This is a genomic window from Flavivirga amylovorans (assembly GCF_030540875.1).
Lineage (GTDB): Bacteria > Bacteroidota > Bacteroidia > Flavobacteriales > Flavobacteriaceae > Flavivirga > Flavivirga amylovorans.
In genome coordinates this window covers 464,447-490,248 of sequence record NZ_JAUOEM010000004.1, presented here as the reverse complement: position 1 = coordinate 490,248, position 25,802 = coordinate 464,447, and the positions used below count along the sequence as shown (strand labels likewise).

The window sequence follows — 25,802 nt, the reverse complement described above, 5'->3', positions numbered from 1 at the left end:
TGAAAAGAGAAATAAACACAATTATCTTTATAAATTGTTTTAGGTAATGCGAAAAACGACACCATCTGATTAGTTTTCTTCTTCAGGTTTTATAAATTCTGACTGGTATTTTTCTAAAAATTTCTTCTGTCTTGCAATCATTTGCTGTCTTATTTTGTCAATATCCATAAAGTCTTTTCCAAAACTACTTCCAAAAAAATCGTCATTAAAGAAACGTTTACTAAAAAGTGAATCTTGAGAAAAAACATCTTCAAACCCTTGATTTTCAAATTTTGAAAAACTCGAGAAAAATCTTGATTTATAAGATTGCATTAAACTATCTCTATCTATAGATGAAAGATTATTTAACTTACTGTCAGATGACCAAGAATAAATACTATCATACCTTATTAAATTCCCATTTTCATCAAATTCTTTATCAACTTTCCAAGCCCCTTTAGGCTCTTCAACTATATTATTTTTACTATTTTTCGGTTCTTCTTTTTTTGTTTCGCTTTTTTGTCCGTTACAACTTACACTCAATAAAACTGTTAGCAATAATAAAATACATTTTTTCATTGTTTTAAATTTTAAGATTAAACATTTTTTAATCATATTAAATAATTAAAAACTTATTGTTAGAACGAGGCTGATCTTTCAGCCTCGTTCTAAACATTTAACTATAAAATTTAGTGATACAATTATGAAATTTTAATTGTTCTTGCAGGCTTTTGTTTTGCCTCTTCTTTTTTTGGTAAAAGAATGCTTAAAATGCCATCTTTATAGTTAGCATTAATTTTTTCATCATTTACGCTTTCTGGTAAGGTAAAAGTTCTTCTGAACGAAGAGTAACCAAACTCTCTACGAGTATAATTCTCCTCTTTATGTTCATTTTCTTCATTTTTCTCTGTGAAAATTGATAATACATGATTGTCAAGATCCAGATGGAAATCTGATTTTTTTAGACCCGGAACCGCCATTTCTACCATAAAAGAATCTGCAGTTTCTTTTATGTTAACTTTTGGCAAGGTAATTCCAGTATTGAAATTTGATGTAAATACTGAAGGTAGATCTCTATTAAAAATATCATCTAACCAATTGGATAAACTTGGGAAGTTAACATTTGAATTTGTGTTTGCTAAACTTCCGCTTTTAGGAACATTTACTAAATTGCTCATAATTACAAAATTTTAAATTAAACATGTTTTCAAATTTGAAATCTTTTAATACTTCTTTTTTTTCAAACAAATCAAATAAAATACCAAAATGAAAAAAGTCTATTTTAGGCTAATATTGTATGAAATATTGTCATAATTATGAATAATTGTCATATTTATCCCTAAATAAATGCCATATTTATATTTTTACTTTCAGTTAAACTCCTGGAATCTAATATAATAAACTAACAACTGTTGAAACAAAGCCTTAAAAAAGCACTACATAAAACAATGTTATAGTACTTTACAAAAAATAAAAAATAATGCTAAATTACGTGCTTAAAAAAGGCCGTTACCGTTTTACTACATCTTATTTTCCCTTTGGAAAATGCTCCCGTAAAACTGCAGCTTAATATTTACGAATATATCATCGTAAAAATTAAATTTAAAAAATGAGAATTGTAGATACACTTAAATTTAAATTACTAAAAATCAAACCTATTCAATATTATTTTTTAGGCAAGGCGCATCTAAATGATAAATTTTACATTAATGACCATAAAAAGGGGGAATTAGAAAAAAAGAAAACACCTTCAAGAACTGAAATAATTAACCATATTTTATCTCTTTTTGACACAAAAACCACTTACCTTGAAATTGGTGTTCGCGACCCAGATGAAAATTTTAATCTTATCAATGCCGATAAAAAATATTCTGTAGACCCAGGCATAGAATTTGAAGAAAACCCCGTTGACTTTGCCTTAACTAGTGATGCTTTTTTTGAACAGCTTACAAATGGAAAAATCTTGTCTAAGGACATTAAGTTTGATGTTATTTTTGTTGACGGCCTTCATCTCGCAGAACAAGTTAATAAGGATATTGAAAACGCATTGAAGTATATCAAAGAAGATGGTTATATCGTAATTCATGACTGTAATCCACCAACAGAATGGCATGCCAGAAGTGAACATAATTACAGGTATACACCCGCGCGCCATAATTGGAATGGAACTACGTGGAAATCATTTCTAAAATGGCGATGCAATGACCTTGTAAAATCATGTTGTATTGATTCGGATTGGGGAGTTGGAATTCTATCAAAAACCCATCCAATAGGTAATAGCATTGACAAAATAGGTGAGTTTTATGAATATAATGAATTGAATGATAACAGAAAAGAATACTTAAACCTAATAGACTTTGAGGCGTTTAAAAATAAGGTGGACGTTATCCATCATAAAGCATCACATTAATCCCATCTTTCTATTTTTTCTTATTATGCATTCATAACTATTTTTATAAATAGAAATCAAATAGGCTGCAACAAATAAATAGGATTTTAAAAGTGGAATCCAAAGGTACCAGTAATACCAAATTTTCTAGCATCAGGATAGTCAACCTCATCTAAATAATTACCTCTGAAGTTAAAATCTATTCTGAATACTTTAAAAATATTACCAACACCCAAACTGTATTCATAATACATTTTATCTGATGGCGCAGCCAAAGGAATCTCATTGGGATTACCAGTTGTGCTCAATAAAATATTTTCATCAGAAACCTCTCCCCACACACCGCGTATACTCACAATTTCACGGAGATTAAGTTTCCTTAATAGTGGGATTCTCGAAAATACACGTCCGTTAAAATTATGTTCTAAATGTAACGATGCATATGTATCAGACACAAATTCGTAAAAGTCCAATTGAGAAAAGGTATTATAAATAGAAAAATACGTTTGATTTCCTGGTATAACGCTTAACAATCCTAGTGGCACTTCTCCAAAGGTCTTCCCCGCTTCTACTGTTGTGGTTAATCTACCAAAACCACCAACTTGCCAAGGCTGTATATAAGAGAACTGTACTTTTGTATAATCGAAATCACTATCAAGTACACTCTTATCACCTCGCGTTACTTGCGCAAATATCCGCGCAAAATCATCATTAGCCACACGACGTTCTACACCAAAACCTGTCATCTTTCTTTTTGGAAAGAAGGACATCGATAAGGTCGTTTCAAACTGCTTGATTTCTGATGCCACACCTGTAGCTGTATTATAATCCAAACTAAAAGTAGGAGAGGCAGACTCTAAAGTTCTGTAGTTACCCCCCAACCTAAAAATAACATTACGCCACGGTTCGGCTTCAATAGCTAAACTGGTTAAATTTATGGCCGTTAGCTTATCATTGGCACCTGTTCCAACAACTGATGAAGATGCTAAACTTCTTCCCAACACATCTGTAGAAGTCGTTAAACTCGCTCCTATTTGTTCCACATCACGACGATTACCTCCAGAAATAATAAGTCTACTCTTTTTATCTAACAACCACTTTCCGGAAATACCATATTTAAATTTATCATCCTCAAAACCGTAAGCAACGAATCCTTCTAATCTCCAAAGGTCATTTCTTCCAAAATAAGTACGTCCACCCGCTCGCAAACGTAATCCTTCCACTTCATTAAATCCAAAGGTTGAAAAAATAGGCCCATAATCTAATGGTAAGGTATTAAACTCTATATAACCCGATGATAAAATACTTCCTAAATTATATAGTTGTTTGAATTTCTTGACTGTTTTTAACGTGTCAAGCATTTTATAAACACCTTTTTCGTCTTTATTTAAAGCCTCTAAACGATTTTCTGCCCAAAAATCATCTCCCCGATGATAAACATCTTTATCATAGTTATAAACCTCTTGGTCATAGAATTTATCATCCAAATCTTTATCAAACGCATAATTATCATATAAGGTGGTACGCTTACCATAAACACCACGCGATTTTTCCTTTTTGTTAAAGGCAAAATCAGACATCATATAATCACGTTTTACAAGAAACAACGAATCATTTAATACTTCAAACTCCTGTTCTATATAAATCTCTTTTACCCAGTTAATATTAGCGCTTTTTGAGGCTTGCAAATTAATTTCTTTAATAGCATATGTACTATCTGCCACCCAAAAATCACCTTTAAAAGTGAGCTCGTTTTTTCGTCTTGGATAATAAATAATATTGTAACACCATTTATTATCTATAAACGTACTATCGGACAATACGTAGTTATAAGTACTAATTCCAGTTTTAGACAAAGGACTTACAAAACTCTTATCAAAAAACTTTAAATAATTATCGTATATATTATAATCGGAATACAAATCATTAACAAAATCAATCACTATTTGATTATCACTAAATCCAGAATTTTTATTTCCTTTTAGAACTTCTTTTTCTTTATTAATAATATTATCTCCATAAACTCTAGAAACGGCTTCGTTTATAAACATTGGCAAATATGTTTTACCAGTAACATGCGACGTATCTACTTCGTTAAAAACAAACTCCATACCTCTAAAAAGCCTACTCTTAATAAGTGCACTATCTATAGTATTGATATCAAATTCTACTTTTTCGTATTTATCGTATTCGTATTGTTTATATAGATTTAAACCATTTCTACGCTTGTGCTCCCAGATTTTTCTAAGTAAATCTATAGCTGGATTATTCTTTTTAGATTGTTTTCCTGTGGTTATAACAACCTGATCCAGTTCACCAAGTTGTTCTTTAATCGTAAACTTTAAATTATAATTCACTTTCTTCTCTAAGGTCACATGTAATGTTTCATATCCAATAAAAGAAACGGTGAGTCCACTCCAAGTCTCATCAGACTCTAAATAGAATTTCCCATTTTCATTGGTTATGGTTCCAATAGTAGATCCTTTAAAAATAACATTAGCAAAAGATACTGGTTCATTAAACTCGTCAAACACATAACCACTAACTTTAGTTTGAGCTATTGCAAAAAACACATTTAGTAGGTAAAGAGCAAAAAGTATTTTTATCTTCATCAAAATATTTTAATTATTTCTATAAAGACAAATATAAGTTGCCTTTGGTTGCATAAAATTGAAAAAATATAGTTTGAATCTATTCATAATATAAAAAACTTCATCAACAATCGTGCTAATGAAGTTTCTATAACGTAAAAAATATTAATTTATTTGTATAATACTTTTTTTACTGCTTTAATAACATCATCACTATTAGGTAGCCATTCTGCTAGTAAAACTGGTGAATATGGTGCAGGTGTATCTGCGGTATTAATTTTTACAATTGGAGCATCTAAATAGTCAAATGCTTCACTTTGTACTAAATATGTAATTTCGGTAGCTACATTCCCAAAAGGCCATGCTTCTTCCAAAACTACCAATCTGTTAGTTTTTTTAACCGATTCTACGATTGCTTTTCTATCCATTGGACGAACCGTACGTAAATCTATAATTTCACAAGAGATATTTTCTTTAGCCAATTCATCGGCTGCTTTATAAGCCTCTTTTATAATCTTCCCAAAAGATACAATCGTTACATCTGTTCCTTCTCGCTTAATCTCTGCAACACCTAAAGGCAATATATATTCACCTTCTGGCACTTCACCTTTATCACCATACATTTGCTCGCTTTCCATAAAAATAACTGGATCATCATCACGAATCGCAGCTTTTAACAATCCTTTGGCGTCATATGGATTTGATGGTACCACAACTTTTAATCCCGGTGTGTTTGCAAACCAGTTTTCAAATGCTTGCGAGTGTGTCGCTCCTAATTGACCTGCAGAAGCAGTAGGGCCACGAAATACAATTGGACATTTAAATTGTCCACCAGACATTTGTCTGATTTTTGCAGCGTTGTTTATAATTTGGTCAATTCCAACTAAAGAAAAGTTAAAGGTCATGTACTCAACAATAGGTCTATTACCTGTCATTGTAGAACCAATAGCAATCCCTGCAAAACCAAGCTCTGCAATTGGCGTATCAATAACGCGTTTAGCTCCAAATTCATCCAACATACCTTTCGACGCTTTATAAGCACCATTATATTCTGCTACTTCTTCACCCATTAAATAAATGCTTTCATCTCTGCGCATTTCTTCGCTCATGGCTTCACAAATAGCCTCTCTAAATTGAATAGTCTTCATTAACTTAATTTTAATTCGAGTTGCAAAAATAGGAATTATTGATTATAATTTGATATAAAAACTAACAGTAAAATTATTCACAAAAAAAAATTATTAATTTTATAGAAATTATACATGAATAATGAGGATTCGTTACTTTAAATTAGTTCCCTTTCTTTTTATTTCTTTCCCTACAATACTATGACGTGTTATTTCTATATGATTTTAGATCTATATTAAAAACCCAGAAACAGATATCAATTAAAAACCTACTTTATTTTATAATTTCTAATATTAAAAATCAACAGCCTTATTTTGACATGCCGGAAACATTGAAAATAAGTTTTTTTGTAAAATTTTAATCTTGGATAAAAAGTATCCATCAAGAAATAACAAGAAATAAGTAAATGATCTTTACTTTATAAAAATATTTCTTACCAATAACGAAGCAAAAGACCTAAAATTCATAAAGAAATGTCAATATTTATGCTTTTTTGATAATTTTAACGAATATTTACTATGCATGCATAGTAAATATTCGGAATAAAATAATTACCTTCGTATCCTTAAAATTAAGTCACTAATTGTAATTTTTAAAGGATTGTTTTTCAAATACTAATTACAAAAAAACTGACTAATTAACTTAAATAAAACTAAACGATTAAATTGTTATAATATGAAAATATTAGTGTGCATTAGTCATGTTCCTGATACGACTTCTAAAATTAATTTTAGTGAAGGTGATACAAAATTTGACACCAACGGTGTTCAATTTGTTATAAATCCAAATGATGAATTTGGTTTAACTCGTGCTATGTGGTTTAAAGAAAAACAAGGCGCCAACGTTACTGTTGTAAATGTCGGTACTGCTGACACAGAGCCTACGCTTCGTAAGGCTTTAGCTATTGGTGCAGATGCTGCTATTAGAGTAAATACAGTAGCGTCTGATGGCTTTTCGGTAGCAAAGCAATTAGCAAACGTTGTTAAAGATGGGGCTTACGATTTGGTTATTGCTGGTCGTGAATCTATCGATTATAATGGAGGTATGGTTCCTGGTATGATTGCAGGATTAACCAGTGCTAACTTTGTAAACAATTGTATTGGTTTAGAAGTTGATGGTACTTCTGCGAAAGCTGTAAGAGAAATTGATGGTGGAAAAGAAACAGTTTCTACATCCTTTCCATTAGTTATTGGCGGTCAAAAAGGATTGGTTGAAGAGAGTGATCTTAGAATACCAAATATGAGAGGTATTATGATGGCTCGTAAAAAACCTTTAACAGTTGTTGAACCTATTGATGCTAGTGCTGAAACAACATCTGTTAAATTTGAGAAACCTGCTCCAAAAGGTGCCGTGAAACTAGTATCAACAGATAATTTAGACGAGTTAGTAGACTTACTTCACAACGAAGCCAAAGTTATTTAATCGCAGATTAAATAATTCTGAATTCATTTTCAGAATCTTAACAAGAGAAAATAATATTAATGAGATCCTGAAACAAGTTCAGGGTGACAAAAAGTAAAATTTTTATGTCAGTTTTAGTATATACAGAATCAGAGCAAGGCACATTTAAAAAAACAGCTTTAGAAGTTGCATCTTATGCCAAAGCAGTTGCCAATCAATTAGGAACAACAGTTACAGCCTTAGCAATCAATGTAAGCGATGCCACTTCATTAGGAAATTATGGTGTCGATAAAGTTTTAAATGTATCTAATACACAATTAGAGTCTTTTAATGCTAGCGGCTATGCAGAAGCTATTAAACAAGCGGCAGAAAAAGAAGCTGCCCAAGTCATAGTAGTAAGCTCCAGTGCCGATAGTAAATATTTAGCACCTCTTTTAGCAGTAGGCTTAAACGCAGGATATGCTTCTAATGTTATTGAAGCACCAACCAGCACATCTCCTTTTACGGTAAAACGTACCGCTTTTACGAATAAAGCTTTCGAAATGTCTCAAATTAATACTGATGTGAAAATCATAGGTGTTTCTAATAATTCATTTGGATTGGTAGAAAATAGTAGTAACGCTTCCGCAGAAGACTTCTCGCCTTCAATTTCAGATTCAGGAGTTACAGTAGAATCTGTTGATAAAGCAACAGACAAAGTCACCATTGCCGATGCAGAAATTGTTGTATCAGCTGGTCGTGGATTAAAAGGTCCTGAGAACTGGGGTATGGTAGAAGAATTAGCAGACGTTTTAGGAGCAGCAACTGCATGTTCTAAACCTGTTTCAGATTTAGGATGGAGACCTCATAGCGAACATGTTGGTCAAACAGGTAAACCTGTAGCATCAAATTTATATATTGCCATTGGAATTTCCGGAGCCATCCAACATTTAGCTGGAATTAATGCATCAAAAGTAAAAGTGGTCATTAACACAGATGCCGAAGCTCCTTTCTTTAAAGCTGCGGATTATGGTATTGTTGGAGATGCGTTTGAAGTTGTCCCTAAGCTTATAGAGAAATTAAAAGCTTTTAAAGCGCAACAATAAATAATTTTTTATAAATTGTATAGTCGTATAGAACTGCTTAAATTAGCACTAAATACTTAAATCTGTCTTAGTCAGTTGGTAAAGTCCTAATTTAAACAGTTCTTTGCGTTTTTTATAAATTATGAGTTTAGTAAGATTAAATATAAAAGGAATATCCTATAGTCAAACCCAAAACGGTGCTTATGCCCTAATTTTAAACGAATTAGACGGCGACCGCAAACTTCCAATTGTCATTGGTGCTTTTGAAGCACAGTCGATTGCCATTGCTTTGGAAAAAGAAATTAGGCCTCCAAGACCATTAACGCACGATTTGTTTAAAAATTTTGCCGATCGTTTTGATATAGTTGTAAAACAAGTTATTATCCATAAACTGGTTGATGGTGTTTTCTACTCTAGCTTAATTTGCGAACGCGATAAAATTGAAGAAATTATAGATGCCAGAACCAGCGATGCTATCGCTCTAGCACTTCGTTTTGACGCGCCAATTTTTACTTATAAAAATATTCTTGATAAAGCTGGAATATACTTAAAAGTGAATCCGAAGGATGAAGAAGAAAACCAAGACAGTATTTTGGTAGACGATTTAATTTCTACCGAGTTAGAGCCAGATGCACCTCGTGAAAACCTTAAAGGCAAAACACTTGAAGAATTACATAGCTTATTAGATGAATCTGTTTCTAATGAAGATTATGAAAGAGCTGCGCATATTCGTGATGAGATCTCAAAACGAGAATAACATTTACTTTTTATTATATGAAACAGTTCTCTTTGGTCATTGTCTCTATTTTTTTCCTATTGACATTTTCAGTCATAGCTCAAGAGGCAAATGAAACAAAACTGTTGGATTCCGTTCAAAATAAAACAACTGTTCAACAAACTGTACCTGTAACTAATTCCATAGATACTTTAAACATAAATACGGATTCTAAAGCTGAAGATGTATCAACAATAGGCACTACAGACACTTCTGCTAACGCTATTATTCCAAGTCAAGGGTTTTCTATGAAGAGTTTATGGCGTGGGACTTTAGGCATGATTTCTTTAATATTAATAGCATTTCTTTTTAGCAGCAACAGAAAAGCTATTAATTGGAAAATTGTTGGTATTGGTTTAGCTTTCCAGTTATTAATTGCTGTTGGAGTTTTAAAAGTTGAATTCATCAAAGGTATTTTTGAATTTATTGGAGGCCTTTTTGTTGAAGTCTTAGAGTTTACAAGAGCTGGCAGTAAATTTTTATTTGAAGGTTTAGTTGTAGACATGGATACATTCGGGTTTATATTTGCCTTTCAGGTATTACCAACTATCATATTCTTTTCAGCTTTAACCTCTGTTCTATTTTATTTGGGTATTATTCAAAAAGTGGTAAAGGCCATGGCCTGGTTACTTTCAAAAGCCTTAAAAATTTCTGGAGCAGAAAGCTTAAGTGTTGCGGGTAATATCTTTTTAGGCCAAACAGAAGCACCTCTTTTAATAAAGGCTTATTTAGAAAAAATGAATAAGTCCGAAATACTTTTAGTCATGATTGGTGGTATGGCAACCGTAGCGGGTGCTGTACTTGCTGCCTATATTGGCTTTTTAGGAGGTAATGACCCAGAACTTAGATTATTTTATGCCAAACACCTTTTAGCCGCATCTGTTATGGCAGCTCCAGGTGCTATTGTTATTTCAAAAATATTATATCCTCAAACGGAAGATGTAAACACAGACGTTAAAGTTTCTCAAGAAAAAATTGGCGCTAACTTTTTAGATGCTATTGCCAATGGAACGACCGAAGGTTTAAAGCTTGCAGTCAATGTAGGTGCCATGCTTTTAGTATTTGTTGCTTTTATCGCTATGTTTAATGGTATGCTGGGTTGGGTTGGTGATATCTCGTCTTTAAATACATGGGTTATTAACAATACACCGTATAAAAGCTTATCTCTTGAATTAATTTTAGGCTATGTATTTGCTCCACTCATGTGGCTTATTGGTGTTGCAAAAGAAGATATGGCTTTAATGGGGCAATTACTAGGCATTAAATTAGCCGCGAGTGAATTTATAGGTTACATTCAATTGGCAGATTTAAAAAACACCTCTAATGCGATTCATCTTAATTATGAAAAATCTATAATCATGGCAACCTATATGCTGTGTGGGTTTGCTAATTTTGCTTCTATAGGTATTCAAATTGGCGGTATTGGTTCTTTGGCTCCAGGACAACGAAAACTATTATCACAATTTGGTATGAAAGCACTTATTGGAGGCACTATCGCTTCATTAATTTCTGCTACTATTGCAGGAATGATTATTGGTTAACAAATTCCTGTGGAGATTGGAATCTCGTCTTTATAGTTAATAACTTTATAATATATATTAAAACATCAAGCATTAAAACTTGATGCTTTTTTTTATTTTTATCACCAATTATTTTGTCATACTGAGCGCAGTCGAAGTATCCTAAATAAAGATTTCATAACATTTTTAATTTAAAAAGATTCCTGCCTTCGCAGGAAGTTACTATGCAGCAATATCACGACTTAGTAAAGCACGTTTTAGAAAACGGAAATGAAAAAGGAGACCGTACTGGCACTGGTACTAAAAGTGTTTTCGGACATCAAATGCGATTTAATTTAAGTGAAGGCTTTCCAATGGTTACCACTAAAAAACTACACTTAAAGTCAATTATTTACGAATTGCTTTGGTTTTTAAAAGGAGATACTAATATTAAATACCTCACAGAAAACGGTGTTCGTATTTGGAATGAATGGGCAGACGAAAATGGTGATTTAGGCCCCGTTTATGGCCATCAATGGCGTAACTGGAATAGCGATGAGATAGATCAAATCAAAGAAGTCATCCATGCTTTAAAAAATAATCCTAACAGTCGAAGAATGTTAGTCTCTGCCTGGAATCCATCAGTATTACCAGACACTTCAAAATCATTTGATGAAAACGTCGCTAATGGTAAAGCAGCATTACCACCTTGTCATGCTTTTTTTCAATTTTATGTAGCTAATGGAAAACTTTCGTGTCAACTATATCAACGAAGTGCAGATATCTTTTTAGGGGTCCCTTTTAATATTGCATCTTATGCTTTATTTACAATGATGATGGCACAAGTTTGCGGTTATGAAGCTGGCGAATTTATTCACACATTTGGAGATGCTCATATTTACAGCAACCATTACGAACAGTTGGAATTACAATTATCCAGAGACATAAGACCATTACCAAAAATGATATTAAATCCAGAGGTAAAAGATATTTTCGATTTTACTTTCGATGATTTTACTTTAGTAGATTATGATCCACACCCCCACATAAAAGGTGCAGTAGCGATATAAAAAAAGGTGTTTTCTTTCTATAGAAAACACCTTTTTAATAACTAAGGTTGGATTTAACTAAACGTTTAATACACCGTTTTCTGCCGATGCATAATCGCTCCAGGCAAAAGCATCTGCCTGATCATCATTAATGTAAGTCCCATCAACAATATATCTAAACTCATAAGAGTTATCTTTTTCTAAATCTACAGTTCCCTTAAACGTACCATTTTTAAGCTTCTTAAGCGTTGTTGTTTTTGTATTCCATTCATTAAAAGTCCCAACTACGGTTACTTCATTTGCTTCCTTAGCTGGTACAGAAAAAGTAACCTTGCAAACTGGTTTGCTCTTTAAGTATTGTTTTGTAATTGCCATAATTTTATATTTTGTGTGTTGTTTATACAGTAAATTTATAAAACTATTTTGCTTCTTTTTGTATATAATCTGGAAAACCAAAAAGAATTATCAATTTGTTAAGTATTGCTTTACATTTATTTAAACTACATAAAATACCTACATCATATTTATGAGATTGTTAAACTCAATTTTTTGTTTTACACTTGATTATCAGTGGTTTTGAAACAAAAACGATTTTATTTTAAAACACAAAAAATTCAACAAAATATTATAACTTTACATCTCTTATCAAATACTTATGTTTGGAAAAAAGAAAGAACAGCCTCAAATAGACAAAGAGCAATTAGAACTGATTCAAAATGCACAAAAACGTATTAAACAAAAGAAACGTTTATACGTTCATTTCGTTCTTTTTTTAATTGGTTCTATATTTATAATTATTGCCAATACCGTTCTGGATATAGGTAAAGATTTTAGACCTTTTGATAAAGAATGGTTTTTATCTGCCATTTTTGTTTGGCTTTTCTTTTTCCTTTATCATGTGTTTAATGTATTTATTACACATAAATTCATGGGGAAAGCTTGGGAGCAAAAACAATTGGACAAACTCATGCTTCAACAGAAGCTAAGAATAGAGCAGTTGAAAAATGAGCTTAAAAAGGAAGCACCTATTATTGCAGAAAGTGAACATTATAATGAATCTCTAAATAAAAAAGATAAAACGTCTGAGCTTACTATCATAGTTGCTGCTGCACAAAATGATGCTATTGGTAAAGACAACAAACTCATCTGGCATTTAAGTGACGATTTAAAACGCTTTAAAAGTCTTACGAATGGCCACCATATCATTATGGGGAGAAAAACATTTGAAAGCTTCCCAAAGCCCTTACCTAACAGAACACATGTTGTGATTACTAGGCAAACTGATTATCAGGTTCCCGAAGGTGTTATTGTAGTGAATAGCTTAGAGGATGCTATTAGTGCTGCTAAAAATGATCCGCAACCATACATAATTGGTGGTGGTGAAATATACAAACAAGCCCTATTGCTAGCCGATAAAATTGAACTAACACGGGTACATGAAGATTTTGAAGCCGATGCTTTCTTTCCAAAAATAGATGCATCTGTTTGGAAAGAAACTGCCAATGTATTTCATACTAAAGATGAAAACCATGAGCATGAGTTTTCGTTTTTAACTTATGAGAGGAAGTAGATCAAGACTGATTTGTAAAAATTAACTCCGTTTAACATAAAATATACAACCTTAAAACGGTTTCATATTAAGTTGATGGCGTTCATTAAAAAGAAGGAGTGAATATGAAAAATAAGACATTAATACTATTATCATTTGTGAGTCTATTATCCTGCTCAAAACAAGATGATTTTATCTTATCATCACCCAATGGAGAATTACAGGTAACTATTAGTAATAAGGATAATACTAGTGCTTTTTCAGTAATCTTTGCAATGGATACAATTCTGAAACAATCTACTTTTGGTTTACTGGTAGATGAAACAAACTATTCTGAAAATGTATCGTACTTAGACTTAACTAAAACCGAATTTGATGAAATATGGACAACAGTAAATGGCAAGCAATCTACCGTTCGCAATCATTATAATGAATATAAGCTTCGCGTTGCTAAAGCAAAGGAAGAAAATAAATTCCATGAAATTATTTTCAGGATATATGACAAGGGTTTTGCCTATCGATATAATTTTCCTCCAGATGCCATAGGAGATAGTCTAAAAATTGAGCAAGAACTAACACAACTAAATATTAACGGTGATTTCACCTATTGGGCTTATAATGGCGAGAATCATAACATGGGGCCTATTATGAGATCAGGAAAAAATATTAACAAGGTTCGTATTCCTGTTGTCCTACAGTTGGCCAATGAGAAATTCATGGCCATTCATGAAGCTGAGATAGTTGAATTTGCACCTTTTTCTATTAATGCTTCTCTAAACAATCAATTACTTGGATTTAATACCACATATTCAAGTCGTAAAGAATCTTTCAGAACTTCATGGAGAGTTTTTATGATTGGAGATAAAATAGGTGATTTAGTTGAATCTAATTTACTGGTAAATTTGAACGAGCCATGCAAAATTGAAGATCCCTCATGGATTAAACCTGGGAAAACAATGTGGGATTGGCGTGTTTGGGGTTATAAAGCCCAAGATGGTTTTGAATATGGGCTCAATACCAAATCACATAAGAGATTGATTGATTTTGCTTCAGAAAATAACATCCAATATTTATTGATTGATGCTGACTGGTATGGTTCTGAATTTAGTAAAACTTCAAATCCAACAACTTCTAGGGAAGGGATAGATATTGTAGATTGCATGCAATATGCCAAATCGAAAAACATAGGAGTTATTCTTTACCTGAATGACATTGGTGCTAAAAAATTTGGATTGGAAAGAGTTTTAAAGCAATTTTCAGAATGGGGTGCAAAGGGTGTGAAATATGGTTTTATGAGAGGCACGGTAGAGGAGAAAGTTAGACAGACCCGAAACGTTGTTGAGTTGTGTGCAAAGTATAAGCTAACCGTAAATTTTCATGATAACCCAATTGCACCTAGTGGTGATCGTAGAACATATCCAAACCTTATTACAAAAGAGTTTGGGCATTCCCAAGCTGATGCTAAAAAATCTTATTTCCCCGAGACTGCCGTAAATCAACCCTTAATAAATATGATAGCAGGGCCACTGGATTTATGCAATGGATGGTTCGATTTGAACAACGCCCATAAAGAAGGAAGACCGAGGGTATTTAAAGAAATCCCTGGCACTGTAGTAGCCGAGGTAGCTAAGCTTATTACTATTTATACGGGCTGTGCAGTTTTACCAGATAGCCCTGAAGAATATTTAAATAAGGATGACCTTTTTGATTGCATACGAAACATACCTGCACAATTTGATAGCTTCAAAGTACTTGATGCCAGATTAGATGAGTTTGTGAGCGTTGCACGAAAATCAGGTACGGATTGGTTTATCGGTTCACTAACCAATAGAGATTCACGCACAATTATATTGGATTTAAGCTTTTTACCGAAAGATAAAAAATACGAGGCAACTTTATACGAAGATTCTGAAGACTCCCATTTTCTTCACAACAAAGAATCTTATACTATTCGAAAGCAGCAGGTTAACTTTACTACAAAACTTTCGGTAAAAATGGGTGCAGGAGGTGGAAATGTTATATATCTCAAAAATATCAGTGATCCCCAATAAAATAACGAAACTCCACCATTTTATATAAGTAATAGCAGGGAAAGTGTAATATTTTCGACTTGTAGCCCGCTAAAGCTGTATAGCGGTTTGGCAGGTAAATGCCATGCAATCTGCCACTACTCATACAATGTACCGTTACCCAACATTAAAAAACTTCACGTTAAACTTTCAAAACACAGGCAATACAGATATACTAGTAACTAAAAGATTCTTGTAAATCAATATCCTGCATCGTTTTTTTAAACCGCCTAACAAACTCCTTAGCCTCCGTTTCATTATAACATGAAAACCCCATTCTTATAGCATTGTGTTTACAATTTGTTACATCATAACGTTGCCACTCAGAAATGATTAATTTATGCTCTTTGGCAATTTCTGTAACAGTATCCCATGAATACTTTTTATTTAAGGTTACCCATAGTGCCATACCACCTTTTGGAATTTCAAAAGACAAATAATCACTTAATTCTTCCTTAAGAAGGTTACAAAATAAATCACGACGGTCCTTATATATTTTAACAACCTTTTTAATATGCCTATCCAAACTTCCATCTTTAATAAAACTAGAAAATGTTAATTCTAAAATAGCATCGCCCTGTCTATCTACAAAACGTCTTAACTTGGCACATTCGTCTACAAAAGCTTTGGGTGCAACTAAGTAACCCACTCTAAAAACAGGCGCTACTGTTTTACAAATAGAGCCTATATAAATAACGTTCCCACAGGTATCATGACTCGACAAAGGCAAAATAGGTGCATGATTATAATGAAAGTCGTAATCATAATCATCTTCGAGAATAGCAAAATGATAGGTTTTAGCCAAGTTTAAAAGATGCATTCTACGTTTTGCACAAAGTGTCACAGTTGTTGGGTGATGGTGATGTGGTGTGGTATAAACCGCTTTAACTGCATAATTTTTACATAGCTTTTCTATGTCGTGCGTGTCCAATCCGTGCTCATCCACTTTAACTCTGAGTAATTTAGCATGTGCATATTCAAACGTCGTATCCGCAGAACTATAGTTGGTCTCCCCTACTATGATATAATCCTGATTTTCAACCAGTAATTGAGATGCTAAGAACATCCCCATCTGACTGCCTCTGGTTATAAGAATATTATCTTTAGTAATATTTAAGCCTCTGGTTTCACTCAAATAACATGCTAAGGTTTCTCTTAATTCTAAATTACCGTAAGTCGTTCCATAATTCATATATTTAAGCGTGTGTTTTTTATTCGCAATTTTTCTATAAATAATCGATAATTCTTTAACTGGCGCCAGTCTTTCATCCGAAACACCATCATTCACATACATATAATCATCTAAATGATCTTGTGGAAATTTTCGAGTTAAAAGCGACTTTTTATTAAAGGAAAAACCTGCCTTATCATCTTTCTTACTAACGGTTTTTTCAATCCATTCTTGCTGCTGTAATACTGGAATATCCTTATGAACAAAGGTTCCTTTTTTTGGAATACTCTCTATCCATCCTTGTAACGTAAGCTCTTCGTAACAAGCTATCACCGTTTTTCTATGTAATCCAATTAAATCTGCCAACGTTCTACTTCCTGGTAATTTTGTTCGCGGCGGAAGGGTTCGTTTCTTAATCAAATCAATAAACTGGTTTGTAAGTTGAATATAAACAGGCTGCTTGCTTGCTCTATCTATTTTAATAATGGTTTTATAAGGAATCATATCTGGACTATTTAAAAAATGATTTCTGGATGAATATGACAATCCATAAACTTACTAAATTTGTTTTAAATAACAAACATCAATCAAAATCGAACAGTTATGTCAACGTATGCAACATCAGAACTAAATCAAGTGAAGCGAGGTGCCAAAAGAGCCGTTTATGACGTAGAGCAAATCAATAATATCCTAGACGCAGGATTCGTAGGCTATGTAAGTTACAATTACAATGGAAAGGCAATTTGTCTACCTATGGCTTACGGAAGAATAGACAATAAAATCTATTTGCATGGCTCTCTTAAAAACAGAATGTTATTAGCACTTTTAGAGGCTAAAGAAGCGAGTATGACTATTATGCATTTAGATGCACTCATATTAGCGCGTTCTGGATTTCATCATTCTGTGAATTACAGGTCTGCAACACTATTTACTAGCATTACTAAAGTTGAAAACCGAGCCGAAAAAGAAACTGCTTTAAAATGTGTTGTAGAACATATGATTCCTGGTCGGTGGGACACATTACGACCTATGAATCTTAAAGAGTTTAATGGAACACTAGTTCTTGAAATGGAAATACAAACGGCATCAGCTAAGATTAGAGATGTAGGTGTTATAGATGAAAAGAGTGATTTAGACCTTCCCATCTGGGCAGGTATTATACCTATAAAACAAGTAGCAGAGCTTCCTGTTAAAGACGCCTTATTACCTAGGCAGATAAGAACTCCCAAGCATGTCGTATCCTATTACAAAAAGAATAAAACCTAAAACAATGCAAAAATCTGATTTAAAATTCATTCCAAACTTCTTTGATAGATACATTGCTTTAATTGATGATAATACTTATTTAATTGATGGATTAAAGACTAATGAAACTATTTTTAAAAGTATTTCTGAAAAACTGATTCAACATCAAGAATATCGATATAAACCAAATAAATGGACACCAAAAGAATTACTTCAACATGTTATCGATACTGAAAGAATCCTTACTTACAGAGCGTTGTGTATTTCCAGATTAGAACCGAAAGCACTTTTGGGTTTTGATGAAAATATGTATGTTGAAAATTCAAATGCAAATAATAGAAGTGTTGAAGACTTACTAAAAGAATTTAGATTAGTAAGACAATCAACGCTTCCTTTATTCGAAAGTTTTAATGAAGATGTACTTCATCGGGCTGGTATTAGTTTTGAGACAAAAATAAGTACACTAGCGCTTGGCTTTACCATTATTGGGCATGCTAAACATCATTTTAAAGTTTTAAATGAACGCTATTTTACTAATAACGTGAATCTTGGATAAGAAAATTTATGTCAGTTTGAGTGATTTTTGCAAAAAATCGTATCGAAAACAAGTAAATTTTCGCCCCAAAAAGCTTCTCGATACAAAATTCTTCCAGAATTTCACTTGAAGTGACATCTTGAACTCTTAAGCAAGATTCACGTTAATAAGTAAACTATATTACTACGACATCATTTAGGCATCGCATTCTTTTTCAAAATCTTCTCTTAAATTTGAGTAATTTTGCGTCATGGTAAAAGAGATTCAGCTTCGTATTTCACTTAAAGACGAAGAACGCAGTGACATTTTAATAATTAAATCGGCACATGCTTTAGATATAGATAAAAAAGATGTTACAGGCATAAAAGTCCTTCGTAAATCTATTGATGCTCGAAAACCAAAAATTATTTTCAATTATAAAGTGGCTGTTTATATTCGGGAAGCCCTCCCTAAAACCTCCGAATATACTTTTGATTATAAAGATGTTTCAAAAGCAAAGCCTATTCATATTATTGGATTTGGTCCAGCTGGAATGTATGCTGCCCTGCGTTGTATTGAATTAGGTTATAAACCTATTGTCTTAGAACGTGGTAAAAATGTACAGGATAGACGACGTGATTTAAAAGCCATTAACCAAGAGCATTTTGTTAATGAAGATTCCAACTATTGCTTTGGTGAAGGTGGTGCTGGTACGTATAGCGATGGAAAATTATATACCCGAAGTTTAAAACGAGGCGACGTTCGTCGAATTTTTGAAAACCTCGTATTTCATGGTGCTACCGATCAAATTCTAGTGGATGCCCATCCACATATAGGCACTAATAAATTACCAAAAGTGGTTCAAAACATAAGAGAAACCATTTTAAATTATGGTGGTGAGGTACACTTTGAAACCAGAGTGACAGATTTCATCATAAAGACCAACAAAATTCAAGCACTTCAACTTCAAAATGGTGAAGAAATAGCTGTAAACAGGGTTATTTTAGCTACCGGCCATTCTGCTCGGGATATCTTTTATCTATTGCATAAAAAGAACATAGCCTTAGAAGCAAAATCATTCGCAATGGGGGTTCGTGTAGAACATCCGCAACATATCATAGATTCAATACAATACCATTGTGACGGTAAACGCAATGAATTACTCCCGGCAGCTTCGTATAGTTTAGTAAGCCAAGTAAACAATAGAGGAGTCTATTCTTTTTGCATGTGCCCTGGTGGTTTTATCGTACCAGCAGCAACGGCAAATGGCGAAGTTGTAGTAAACGGTATGTCACCATCTAAACGAAATAACTTATATGCGAATTCTGGTATCGTTGTTGAAATTAATGCAGAGGCTGATTTACATAAATATGAGAAATTTGGTGTTTTAAAAGGCTTAGAGTACCAGAAAAATTTAGAAAAATTAGCTTTTACTGCGGGTGGAAGAAGTCAAGTTGCACCAGCTCAAAGACTCACTGATTTTGTAGAAGGTAAACTATCAGACGATTTAAACCCAACTTCCTATCAACCAGGCTTAAAATCAGCACCTTTACATTCGCTATTACCTAAATTAATAGGAAGTAGACTCCGAAAAGGGTTTCAGTCCTTTGGGCAAAAAATGAAAGGCTATTATACTGCGGAAGCTAATATTGTAGGGGTAGAATCCAGAACCTCATCGCCCGTCTGTATTCCAAGAAACGAGCAATTAAAACATCCAGAAGTTTCTAACCTATTTCCTTGTGGTGAAGGTGGTGGCTATGCTGGCGGTATTGTATCTGCCGCTATGGATGGTGAACGATGCGCAGAAGCTGCCATTGTGGGGCTATAATATCATAAAAAGACCGCTTTGCTTTCAGAAGTAAGAATAAACATTTTTTTAATAAAGGGTATTCTCTAATCAAGCAAAAATCAAGTCTTAATTCCATTTTCTAGCAGTTCTGAGGCTTTGAAACGATCCTATATCTTTTTAAAGATTTTATTTATACTTTTGCAGCACTAAAAACCAACTAAAAAGAAACATTTATAAGTGAATTTTTCTATATACCAGAAAATGATTGAATGAATGTTTCATGTATTTAAAAAAACAATAATTACTAATATATGAAAGCATATATATTTCCAGGTCAAGGTGCTCAATTTTCAGGAATGGGCTTAGACTTATACGAGAACTCTCCTTTAGCTCAAGAATTATTTGAAAAAGCAAATGATATTCTTGGTTTCACTATTACGGATACTATGTTTGAAGGATCTACTGAAGATTTAAAAGAAACTAAAGTAACACAGCCTGCTATATTTTTACACTCTGTGATTTTAGCAAAAACTCTTGGTGACGCTTTTAAACCAGAAATGGTTGCTGGCCATTCTCTTGGAGAATTTTCTGCATTGGTGGCAAACGGGGGTTTGAATTTTGAAGATGGATTAAAGTTAGTATCTCAACGTGCTTTGGCTATGCAAAAGGCTTGTGAATTACAACCAAGTACCATGGCTGCTGTTTTAGGCTTAGAGGATGATCTTGTTGAAAAAGTATGTTCTGTAACTGATGGCATTGTGGTTGCTGCAAATTATAACTGTCCCGGACAATTAGTTATTTCTGGAGAGATTGATGCCATTAATAAAGCATGTCAATCTTTAAAAGATGCGGGCGCACGTCGTGCCTTAGTGTTACCAGTAGGAGGTGCTTTTCATTCTCCATTAATGGAACCTGCCCGCGAAGAGTTAGCTGCTGCTATTGAAAACACAACATTTAGCAAACCCAACTGCCCTATTTATCAAAACGTGACAGCTCATGCTGTTACAGATGAAACGGCTATAAAAACGAATTTAATTTCTCAATTAACGGCTCCTGTACGTTGGACGCAATCGGTACAACAAATGATTACAGATGGTGCTAAGCTATTTACCGAAGTTGGTCCTGGTAAAGTTTTACAAGGGCTGGTAAAGAAAATAAATAGAGAAGCTGAAACGGCTTCTGCAACTTTTGAAAATAACTAAATGAAATTATCAAAACGATCTGTTTATATTTTATTAGTTATCATTTTAACTATTGCTGTCGATCAAATTTCGAAAGTACTCGTTAAAACACATATTGACCTTAGAACAAATATTCATCCTGGTGAACGTATTTCTTTAATTGGGGATGCTTTTATCATGATGAATGTTGAAAACACTGGTGCTTTTTTAGGCATGGGTAGCGATTTAAATCCTACACTTAGAATTATCCTATTACTTATTCTACCTATTTTAGTACTTGGGTTTGTGTTACGTCATGTCTTCAAAGATAAAAGCTTAGATATGTTTTCTCTTTTTGCTTTTGCAAGTATTATAGGCGGTGGTTTAGCTAATGTTTATGACCGTATTGTTTATGGAAAGGTTACAGACTTTTTATTTATCGATTTAGGAGGCGTTTTTAAAACTGGAATTTTTAATATGGCTGATTTATCTGTAACTACAGGCATGATTATTTTAGTTATTGTTAGTTTTAAGAAGAAAAAGCAACCTTCGGAATTACAACATTAAAAGATACAGCTGCTCGGTATAAAACTATTCTTGCTAACCTAAAAAAGTATTTAAATGGGAGCAAAATATGATAACATTGGGACTAATTACAATCTGACTCGAAAAGCGGACAAATACTTAACAGAACAGTTATTTGATCACTTAAAACCTATTAAAAACGGTCATTATTTAGACATTGGTTGCGGTACGGGAAACTATACCCATGAACTTCATAAAAGAGGATTTCATTTTATTGGTATGGATCCATCCAAACAGATGTTAGAAAAAGCAAAACTTAGGACTAACAGCATTGATTGGAAAATTGGTTCAGCAGAAAGCATTGACTTACCTGAAAGTTCTATGGATGGGATCATTGGTTCCTTAACCATACATCACTGGACTAATTTGAAAGTTGGATTTTCAGAACTTTATAGAGCTTTAAAACCGAATGGCCGAATTGTGATTTTTACATCGACTCCAAAACAAATGAAAGGCTACTGGCTCAATCATTACTTTCCAAAGATGTTATCAGATTCAATAATTCAAATGCCTACTTTAGAAAGTGTTAAAACGGCTATGCGAGATAACAGAATTGAATTTTTGGAAACAGTGAAGTATTTCATTAAACCTGATCTACAAGATCAGTTTCTATATTGTGGCAAACAAAATCCTGAACTCTATTTTAATAACCAAATTAGACATGGAATTTCTTCGTTTTCTTCATTAGCTAACCGAACAGAGATTGAACATGGACTGTCAGAATTAAGAAAAGATATTGATAGTGGAAAAATCAATAAAATCATGACATCTTATGAAAATGATTTAGGGGATTATTTATACGTTATCGGAAAAAAACCAGCAAATAATAATGCTTAAAGCATAGTTCATTTTTATAAAGAACCTCTTTAACGTTATTCTTTATAAACTTTTCCTTCTTTCATAACAAAAACAACATCTTCCATCGTTGAAATATTTTGAGTTGGATCTTCATTAGTGGCTATGATATCTGCGATAAATCCTGCTTTAATTTGACCTATTTTATTTTCCATTTCTAAAATCTTAGCGTTAGTAATTGTTGCGCTTTTTATAGTTTCCATTGCTGGCATACCCGCTTCAACCATAAAGCCAAATTCTTTTCCATTATCACCATGTTTAAAGACACCTGCATCTGTTCCAAAAGCAATTCCAACACCCCTTTTATAAGCTTTAGAAAATGTTTTTTGAATCTGCGGCCCAATGGCTAATGCTTTAGGAACAACAATATCTGGATAGAACCCTTTTATCTTAGCCTTTCCTTCAACTTCTTTTCCCGCTGTTATGGTAGGGACATAATAGGCGTCATGTTTTTTCATTAACTCCATAGTTTCTTCGCTCATCAAAGTACCGTGTTCAATAGTTTTTACGCCTCCTATTATGGCTCGTTGCATACCTTCGTCTCCATGAGCATGCGCCGCAACATGCATCCCATAATCTTTTGCTGTTTCACAAATGGTTTTAATTTCTTCAACTGTAAACTGCGGATTTGTTCCACTTTTGGCGACACTCAAAACACCTCCAGTAGCTGTTATTTTAATACAATCTGCTCCATTTTTATAACGTTGTCTTACAGCTTTTTTGGCATCTTCAACGCTATTTACAACGCCTTCTTTAGGTCCCGGGTTCCCCATTAGTGCTTTTCGATTCCCGTTTGTAGGGTCTGCATGTCCTCCCGTTGTGGCAATAGCCTTTCCTGCTGTAAATATTCTAGGCCCATCAACTTTTCCTGAATTAATGGCTTTTCTAAGTGAAATATTAACTCCAGAGCCTCCTAAGTCTCTAACCGTTGTGAATCCAGCTTCTAAAGTTGCTTTAGCAAATCGCAGCGAGTTAAAAGCAATATCGGCATCGTTTAACGTGTACTTCTCCAAATAACGTTTTGGGTTGGTTTCAAGCTCAAGATGTACATGCATATCAATAAGCCCAGGCATTACTGTTTTAGATTTTAAGTCAATAACTATATCTTCTGAATTTTGTGGTGACGTGTACCCTTTTTTAACAGATATTATTTTATCATTAGAAACAACAATTGTCATTTCTTCCAAAATTTCACTCTTTTGAGTATCAATTAATTTACCACAGTGCAAATACCTGTTTTGGGAGATCCCACTAAAAGAAAGCGATAGTAGAAGTATAAAAGTCAATTTTTTCATATCCAGAATTTAAATAGTTATACTCTAAATATACATATTCTCTTCTGAAGAAAAAGCATGTTGAATAATTTAAACCGAGAAAATAAATTCCTTATTTAGATTCCCGCTTTACTGAAACAAGTTCAGCATAAATCGTGGAGATGACAATTTCAAAGGTAACCCCGACACAGAGTGTCGAGGAATCCTTTTTGATTAAATAGTTGTATAGTTTAGTTAGTTACTGATTTAAACTTTCGTCCATATTAGGATTGGCATCTATTTCTGATTGTGGAATACTTAAATAAAATAATTCACTATCAATAGGAACATTAATAACCACTCTATGAACATCGTCTCTATTAATAGGCATTCTTAGCCTTTTAGCATCAAACCATTCTACACCTAATTCTCCATATAATTCTTTACGTCTTTCTAATAAGATTTCATTCATTAGATCACTGCCAGAATTAGTGGATAATACAGCATTAGGATCTCTTTCTTTTTGTAATGCAAAAAGTAAATCTCTAGCTTCTGGCTCATTGTTTAAGTTATATTGGGCTTCCGCATCAATTAATACCATTTCAGACTTTCTCATTAAAGGAACATCTGATGCAAACGTAAAAGCAAACTTAGTGGTTATAAATTCTCTGTATGGCGTTGAAGAATTATAAATGTCACTAAACAACCTTCTAACGTCTGTAGTTGAAAATTCATCTCTGAAATTTGTATTTGCATAAGTTGCTTGAAAGGATAATGACAAATGATCCATAAAAACATGAGGTGCCATCCAGAAAAAATTAGATTCATTTGAACCATCTTGAAAATGCCCCCAAAGCCAATCTTGATCGGTTAAATCGCTAAAACCATCACCCCAATTTGTAGATATTACGGCAGATTCAGCAGTCCCCCCATAAGCCGCTCTTGCAGCAGAAGAGGCTAAAGACCAATCATCTTGAGTAACCAACAACACACGAGCTAAAAACCCATTTGCAACCGATTTGTTAATGTAACTTTTACCAAGTCGTTCTTCTGGTAAATCAGGAATAGCCTCTTTTAAGTCTGATAAAATTAAATCATAAACATCAGACAATGGACTTGGACCATTTCCTACAGACTCTGCAGTAGCAGGTTCTGTATAAATAGGAATTCGTGTTACGCTTCTATCGTTATTATAATTAGGTGCAAACTCTAAAGCTAATTGAAAATAATGAAACGCTCTTATAGATTTCGCTACAGCTGTAAACTCTCTTTTAGTAGCGTCATCTAAATCGGTACTTTCTTTAAGTCCTTTAATTAAGACATTAGCATAATTTATTATTTCATAATTAAAAGTCCATGTAAAACTTGTTCTTCTAAAAGTAGGTGCTCTATTATCATGTGCATAATCAAATCTAAAAAAAGATGGTGATTGAATTAAATCATTTCCTTTCAGGCTTCGCGCAAAGTACATAGCATATAAACCTCCAGTATCAGGTTCAGATTGATTTCCTCCTTCAATACTATCATCTGTTAAATCGTCATCCCATTGTCCTTTATACCTAGCATATATACCCGATATAAAAGCTTGTACAATATCTCTATCTGAAAAAACGATAGGTTCTGAAATACCAGCTGTATTTTCAGGCTCATCTAAAAACTCTTTTGAGCAACTCGATAAAAAAGCAATTACCAAAACCAGTAAAAATTTTATATTTAATTTATTATATATTTTCATTG

22 protein-coding genes are annotated in these 25,802 nt (G+C 33.2%); 14 read left to right on the top strand and 8 right to left on the bottom strand.

Features of this window, described 5'->3' with window-relative positions; translation table 11 throughout:
- Positions 1-69: 69 nt before the first annotated feature.
- Positions 70-558, bottom strand: coding sequence for a hypothetical protein (locus Q4Q39_RS13675; protein ID WP_303283073.1), 489 nt, complete (start codon positions 556-558; stop codon positions 70-72).
- Between the two features lie 122 nt (positions 559-680).
- Entirely contained in the window at positions 681-1,157 is a 477-nt protein-coding gene (locus Q4Q39_RS13670; protein WP_303283072.1) for an Hsp20/alpha crystallin family protein, read from the bottom strand.
- Positions 1,158-1,588: 431 nt separating this feature from the next.
- Between Q4Q39_RS13670 and Q4Q39_RS13665 the strand changes: the two genes are divergently transcribed.
- A complete protein-coding gene (locus Q4Q39_RS13665; RefSeq protein WP_303283071.1) occupies positions 1,589-2,389 on the top strand; it encodes a class I SAM-dependent methyltransferase in 801 nt (266 codons plus the stop codon).
- An 86-nt stretch (positions 2,390-2,475) separates the two neighbouring features.
- Here Q4Q39_RS13665 and Q4Q39_RS13660 read toward each other — a convergent pair whose 3' ends face one another.
- Positions 2,476-4,980 carry a DUF5686 and carboxypeptidase-like regulatory domain-containing protein gene (locus Q4Q39_RS13660; protein WP_303283070.1) on the bottom strand — a complete coding sequence of 835 codons (2,505 nt, stop codon included), beginning with the start codon at positions 4,978-4,980 and terminating at the stop codon, positions 2,476-2,478.
- Between the two features lie 149 nt (positions 4,981-5,129).
- Positions 5,130-6,107 carry a pyruvate dehydrogenase complex E1 component subunit beta gene (locus Q4Q39_RS13655; protein ID WP_135877236.1) on the bottom strand — a complete coding sequence of 326 codons (978 nt, stop codon included), beginning with the start codon at positions 6,105-6,107 and terminating at the stop codon, positions 5,130-5,132.
- A gap of 655 nt (positions 6,108-6,762) precedes the next feature.
- Between Q4Q39_RS13655 and Q4Q39_RS13650 the strand changes: the two genes are divergently transcribed.
- The 5 genes from Q4Q39_RS13650 to Q4Q39_RS13630 all read left to right on the top strand — a co-directional run bounded on the left by Q4Q39_RS13650 (position 6,763) and on the right by Q4Q39_RS13630 (position 11,896).
- Positions 6,763-7,509: an electron transfer flavoprotein subunit beta/FixA family protein gene (locus Q4Q39_RS13650; RefSeq protein WP_303283069.1), complete on the top strand. Its 747-nt coding sequence runs from the start codon at positions 6,763-6,765 to the stop codon at positions 7,507-7,509.
- A gap of 104 nt (positions 7,510-7,613) precedes the next feature.
- Positions 7,614-8,573 carry an electron transfer flavoprotein subunit alpha/FixB family protein gene (locus Q4Q39_RS13645; RefSeq protein WP_303283068.1) on the top strand — a complete coding sequence of 320 codons (960 nt, stop codon included), beginning with the start codon at positions 7,614-7,616 and terminating at the stop codon, positions 8,571-8,573.
- Positions 8,574-8,694: 121 nt separating this feature from the next.
- Positions 8,695-9,309 carry a bifunctional nuclease family protein gene (locus Q4Q39_RS13640; RefSeq protein ID WP_303283067.1) on the top strand — a complete coding sequence of 205 codons (615 nt, stop codon included), beginning with the start codon at positions 8,695-8,697 and terminating at the stop codon, positions 9,307-9,309.
- A gap of 17 nt (positions 9,310-9,326) precedes the next feature.
- On the top strand, positions 9,327-10,868 hold the full coding sequence (locus Q4Q39_RS13635; RefSeq protein ID WP_303283066.1) for a NupC/NupG family nucleoside CNT transporter: 1,542 nt from the start codon (positions 9,327-9,329) through the stop codon (positions 10,866-10,868).
- A gap of 203 nt (positions 10,869-11,071) precedes the next feature.
- Positions 11,072-11,896, top strand: a complete 825-nt coding sequence (locus tag Q4Q39_RS13630; RefSeq protein WP_303283065.1) for a thymidylate synthase — start codon at positions 11,072-11,074, stop codon at positions 11,894-11,896.
- A 57-nt stretch (positions 11,897-11,953) separates the two neighbouring features.
- On the opposite strand, the gene Q4Q39_RS13625 is transcribed toward Q4Q39_RS13630, so the two are convergent.
- Positions 11,954-12,250 (bottom strand): isoamylase early set domain-containing protein, encoded by a 297-nt coding sequence (locus Q4Q39_RS13625; RefSeq protein WP_303283064.1) that lies wholly within the window; start codon positions 12,248-12,250, stop codon positions 11,954-11,956.
- A 280-nt stretch (positions 12,251-12,530) separates the two neighbouring features.
- Between Q4Q39_RS13625 and Q4Q39_RS13620 the strand changes: the two genes are divergently transcribed.
- Together Q4Q39_RS13620 and Q4Q39_RS13615 are read left to right on the top strand one after the other, a co-directional pair.
- Positions 12,531-13,445, top strand: a complete 915-nt coding sequence (locus Q4Q39_RS13620; protein ID WP_303283063.1) for a dihydrofolate reductase — start codon at positions 12,531-12,533, stop codon at positions 13,443-13,445.
- A gap of 104 nt (positions 13,446-13,549) precedes the next feature.
- Entirely contained in the window at positions 13,550-15,475 is a 1,926-nt protein-coding gene (locus tag Q4Q39_RS13615; protein ID WP_303283062.1) for a glycoside hydrolase family 97 protein, read from the top strand.
- Positions 15,476-15,668: 193 nt separating this feature from the next.
- Here the strand turns inward: Q4Q39_RS13615 and pdxR are convergent, their stop codons facing one another.
- Positions 15,669-17,168 carry a MocR-like pyridoxine biosynthesis transcription factor PdxR gene (pdxR, locus tag Q4Q39_RS13610; protein ID WP_303283061.1) on the bottom strand — a complete coding sequence of 500 codons (1,500 nt, stop codon included), beginning with the start codon at positions 17,166-17,168 and terminating at the stop codon, positions 15,669-15,671.
- A 99-nt stretch (positions 17,169-17,267) separates the two neighbouring features.
- On the opposite strand from pdxR, the gene Q4Q39_RS13605 reads away from it, so the two are divergent.
- The 6 genes from Q4Q39_RS13605 (at position 17,268) to Q4Q39_RS13580 (ending at position 22,794) form a co-directional block, all read left to right on the top strand.
- Positions 17,268-17,930, top strand: a complete 663-nt coding sequence (locus tag Q4Q39_RS13605; protein WP_303283060.1) for a pyridoxamine 5'-phosphate oxidase family protein — start codon at positions 17,268-17,270, stop codon at positions 17,928-17,930.
- Positions 17,931-17,934: 4 nt separating this feature from the next.
- Positions 17,935-18,465: a DinB family protein gene (locus Q4Q39_RS13600; RefSeq protein ID WP_303283059.1), complete on the top strand. Its 531-nt coding sequence runs from the start codon at positions 17,935-17,937 to the stop codon at positions 18,463-18,465.
- A 229-nt stretch (positions 18,466-18,694) separates the two neighbouring features.
- Positions 18,695-20,251 (top strand): NAD(P)/FAD-dependent oxidoreductase, encoded by a 1,557-nt coding sequence (locus tag Q4Q39_RS13595; RefSeq protein ID WP_303283058.1) that lies wholly within the window; start codon positions 18,695-18,697, stop codon positions 20,249-20,251.
- Positions 20,252-20,523: 272 nt separating this feature from the next.
- Positions 20,524-21,414, top strand: a complete 891-nt coding sequence (gene fabD / locus Q4Q39_RS13590; RefSeq protein WP_303283057.1) for an ACP S-malonyltransferase — start codon at positions 20,524-20,526, stop codon at positions 21,412-21,414.
- On the top strand, positions 21,415-21,939 hold the full coding sequence (gene lspA, locus Q4Q39_RS13585; RefSeq protein WP_303283056.1) for a signal peptidase II: 525 nt from the start codon (positions 21,415-21,417) through the stop codon (positions 21,937-21,939).
- Between the two features lie 54 nt (positions 21,940-21,993).
- Entirely contained in the window at positions 21,994-22,794 is an 801-nt protein-coding gene (locus Q4Q39_RS13580; protein WP_303283055.1) for a class I SAM-dependent methyltransferase, read from the top strand.
- A 35-nt stretch (positions 22,795-22,829) separates the two neighbouring features.
- On the opposite strand, the gene Q4Q39_RS13575 is transcribed toward Q4Q39_RS13580, so the two are convergent.
- Complete coding sequence (locus Q4Q39_RS13575; RefSeq protein WP_303283054.1) at positions 22,830-24,107, bottom strand: metal-dependent hydrolase family protein; 1,278 nt, start codon at positions 24,105-24,107, stop codon at positions 22,830-22,832.
- Between the two features lie 217 nt (positions 24,108-24,324).
- The gene (locus Q4Q39_RS13570; protein ID WP_303283053.1) at positions 24,325-25,800 is read right to left on the bottom strand and encodes a RagB/SusD family nutrient uptake outer membrane protein; all 1,476 of its coding nucleotides are present in this window, start codon (positions 25,798-25,800) and stop codon (positions 24,325-24,327) included.
- Positions 25,801-25,802 lie beyond the last annotated feature (2 nt).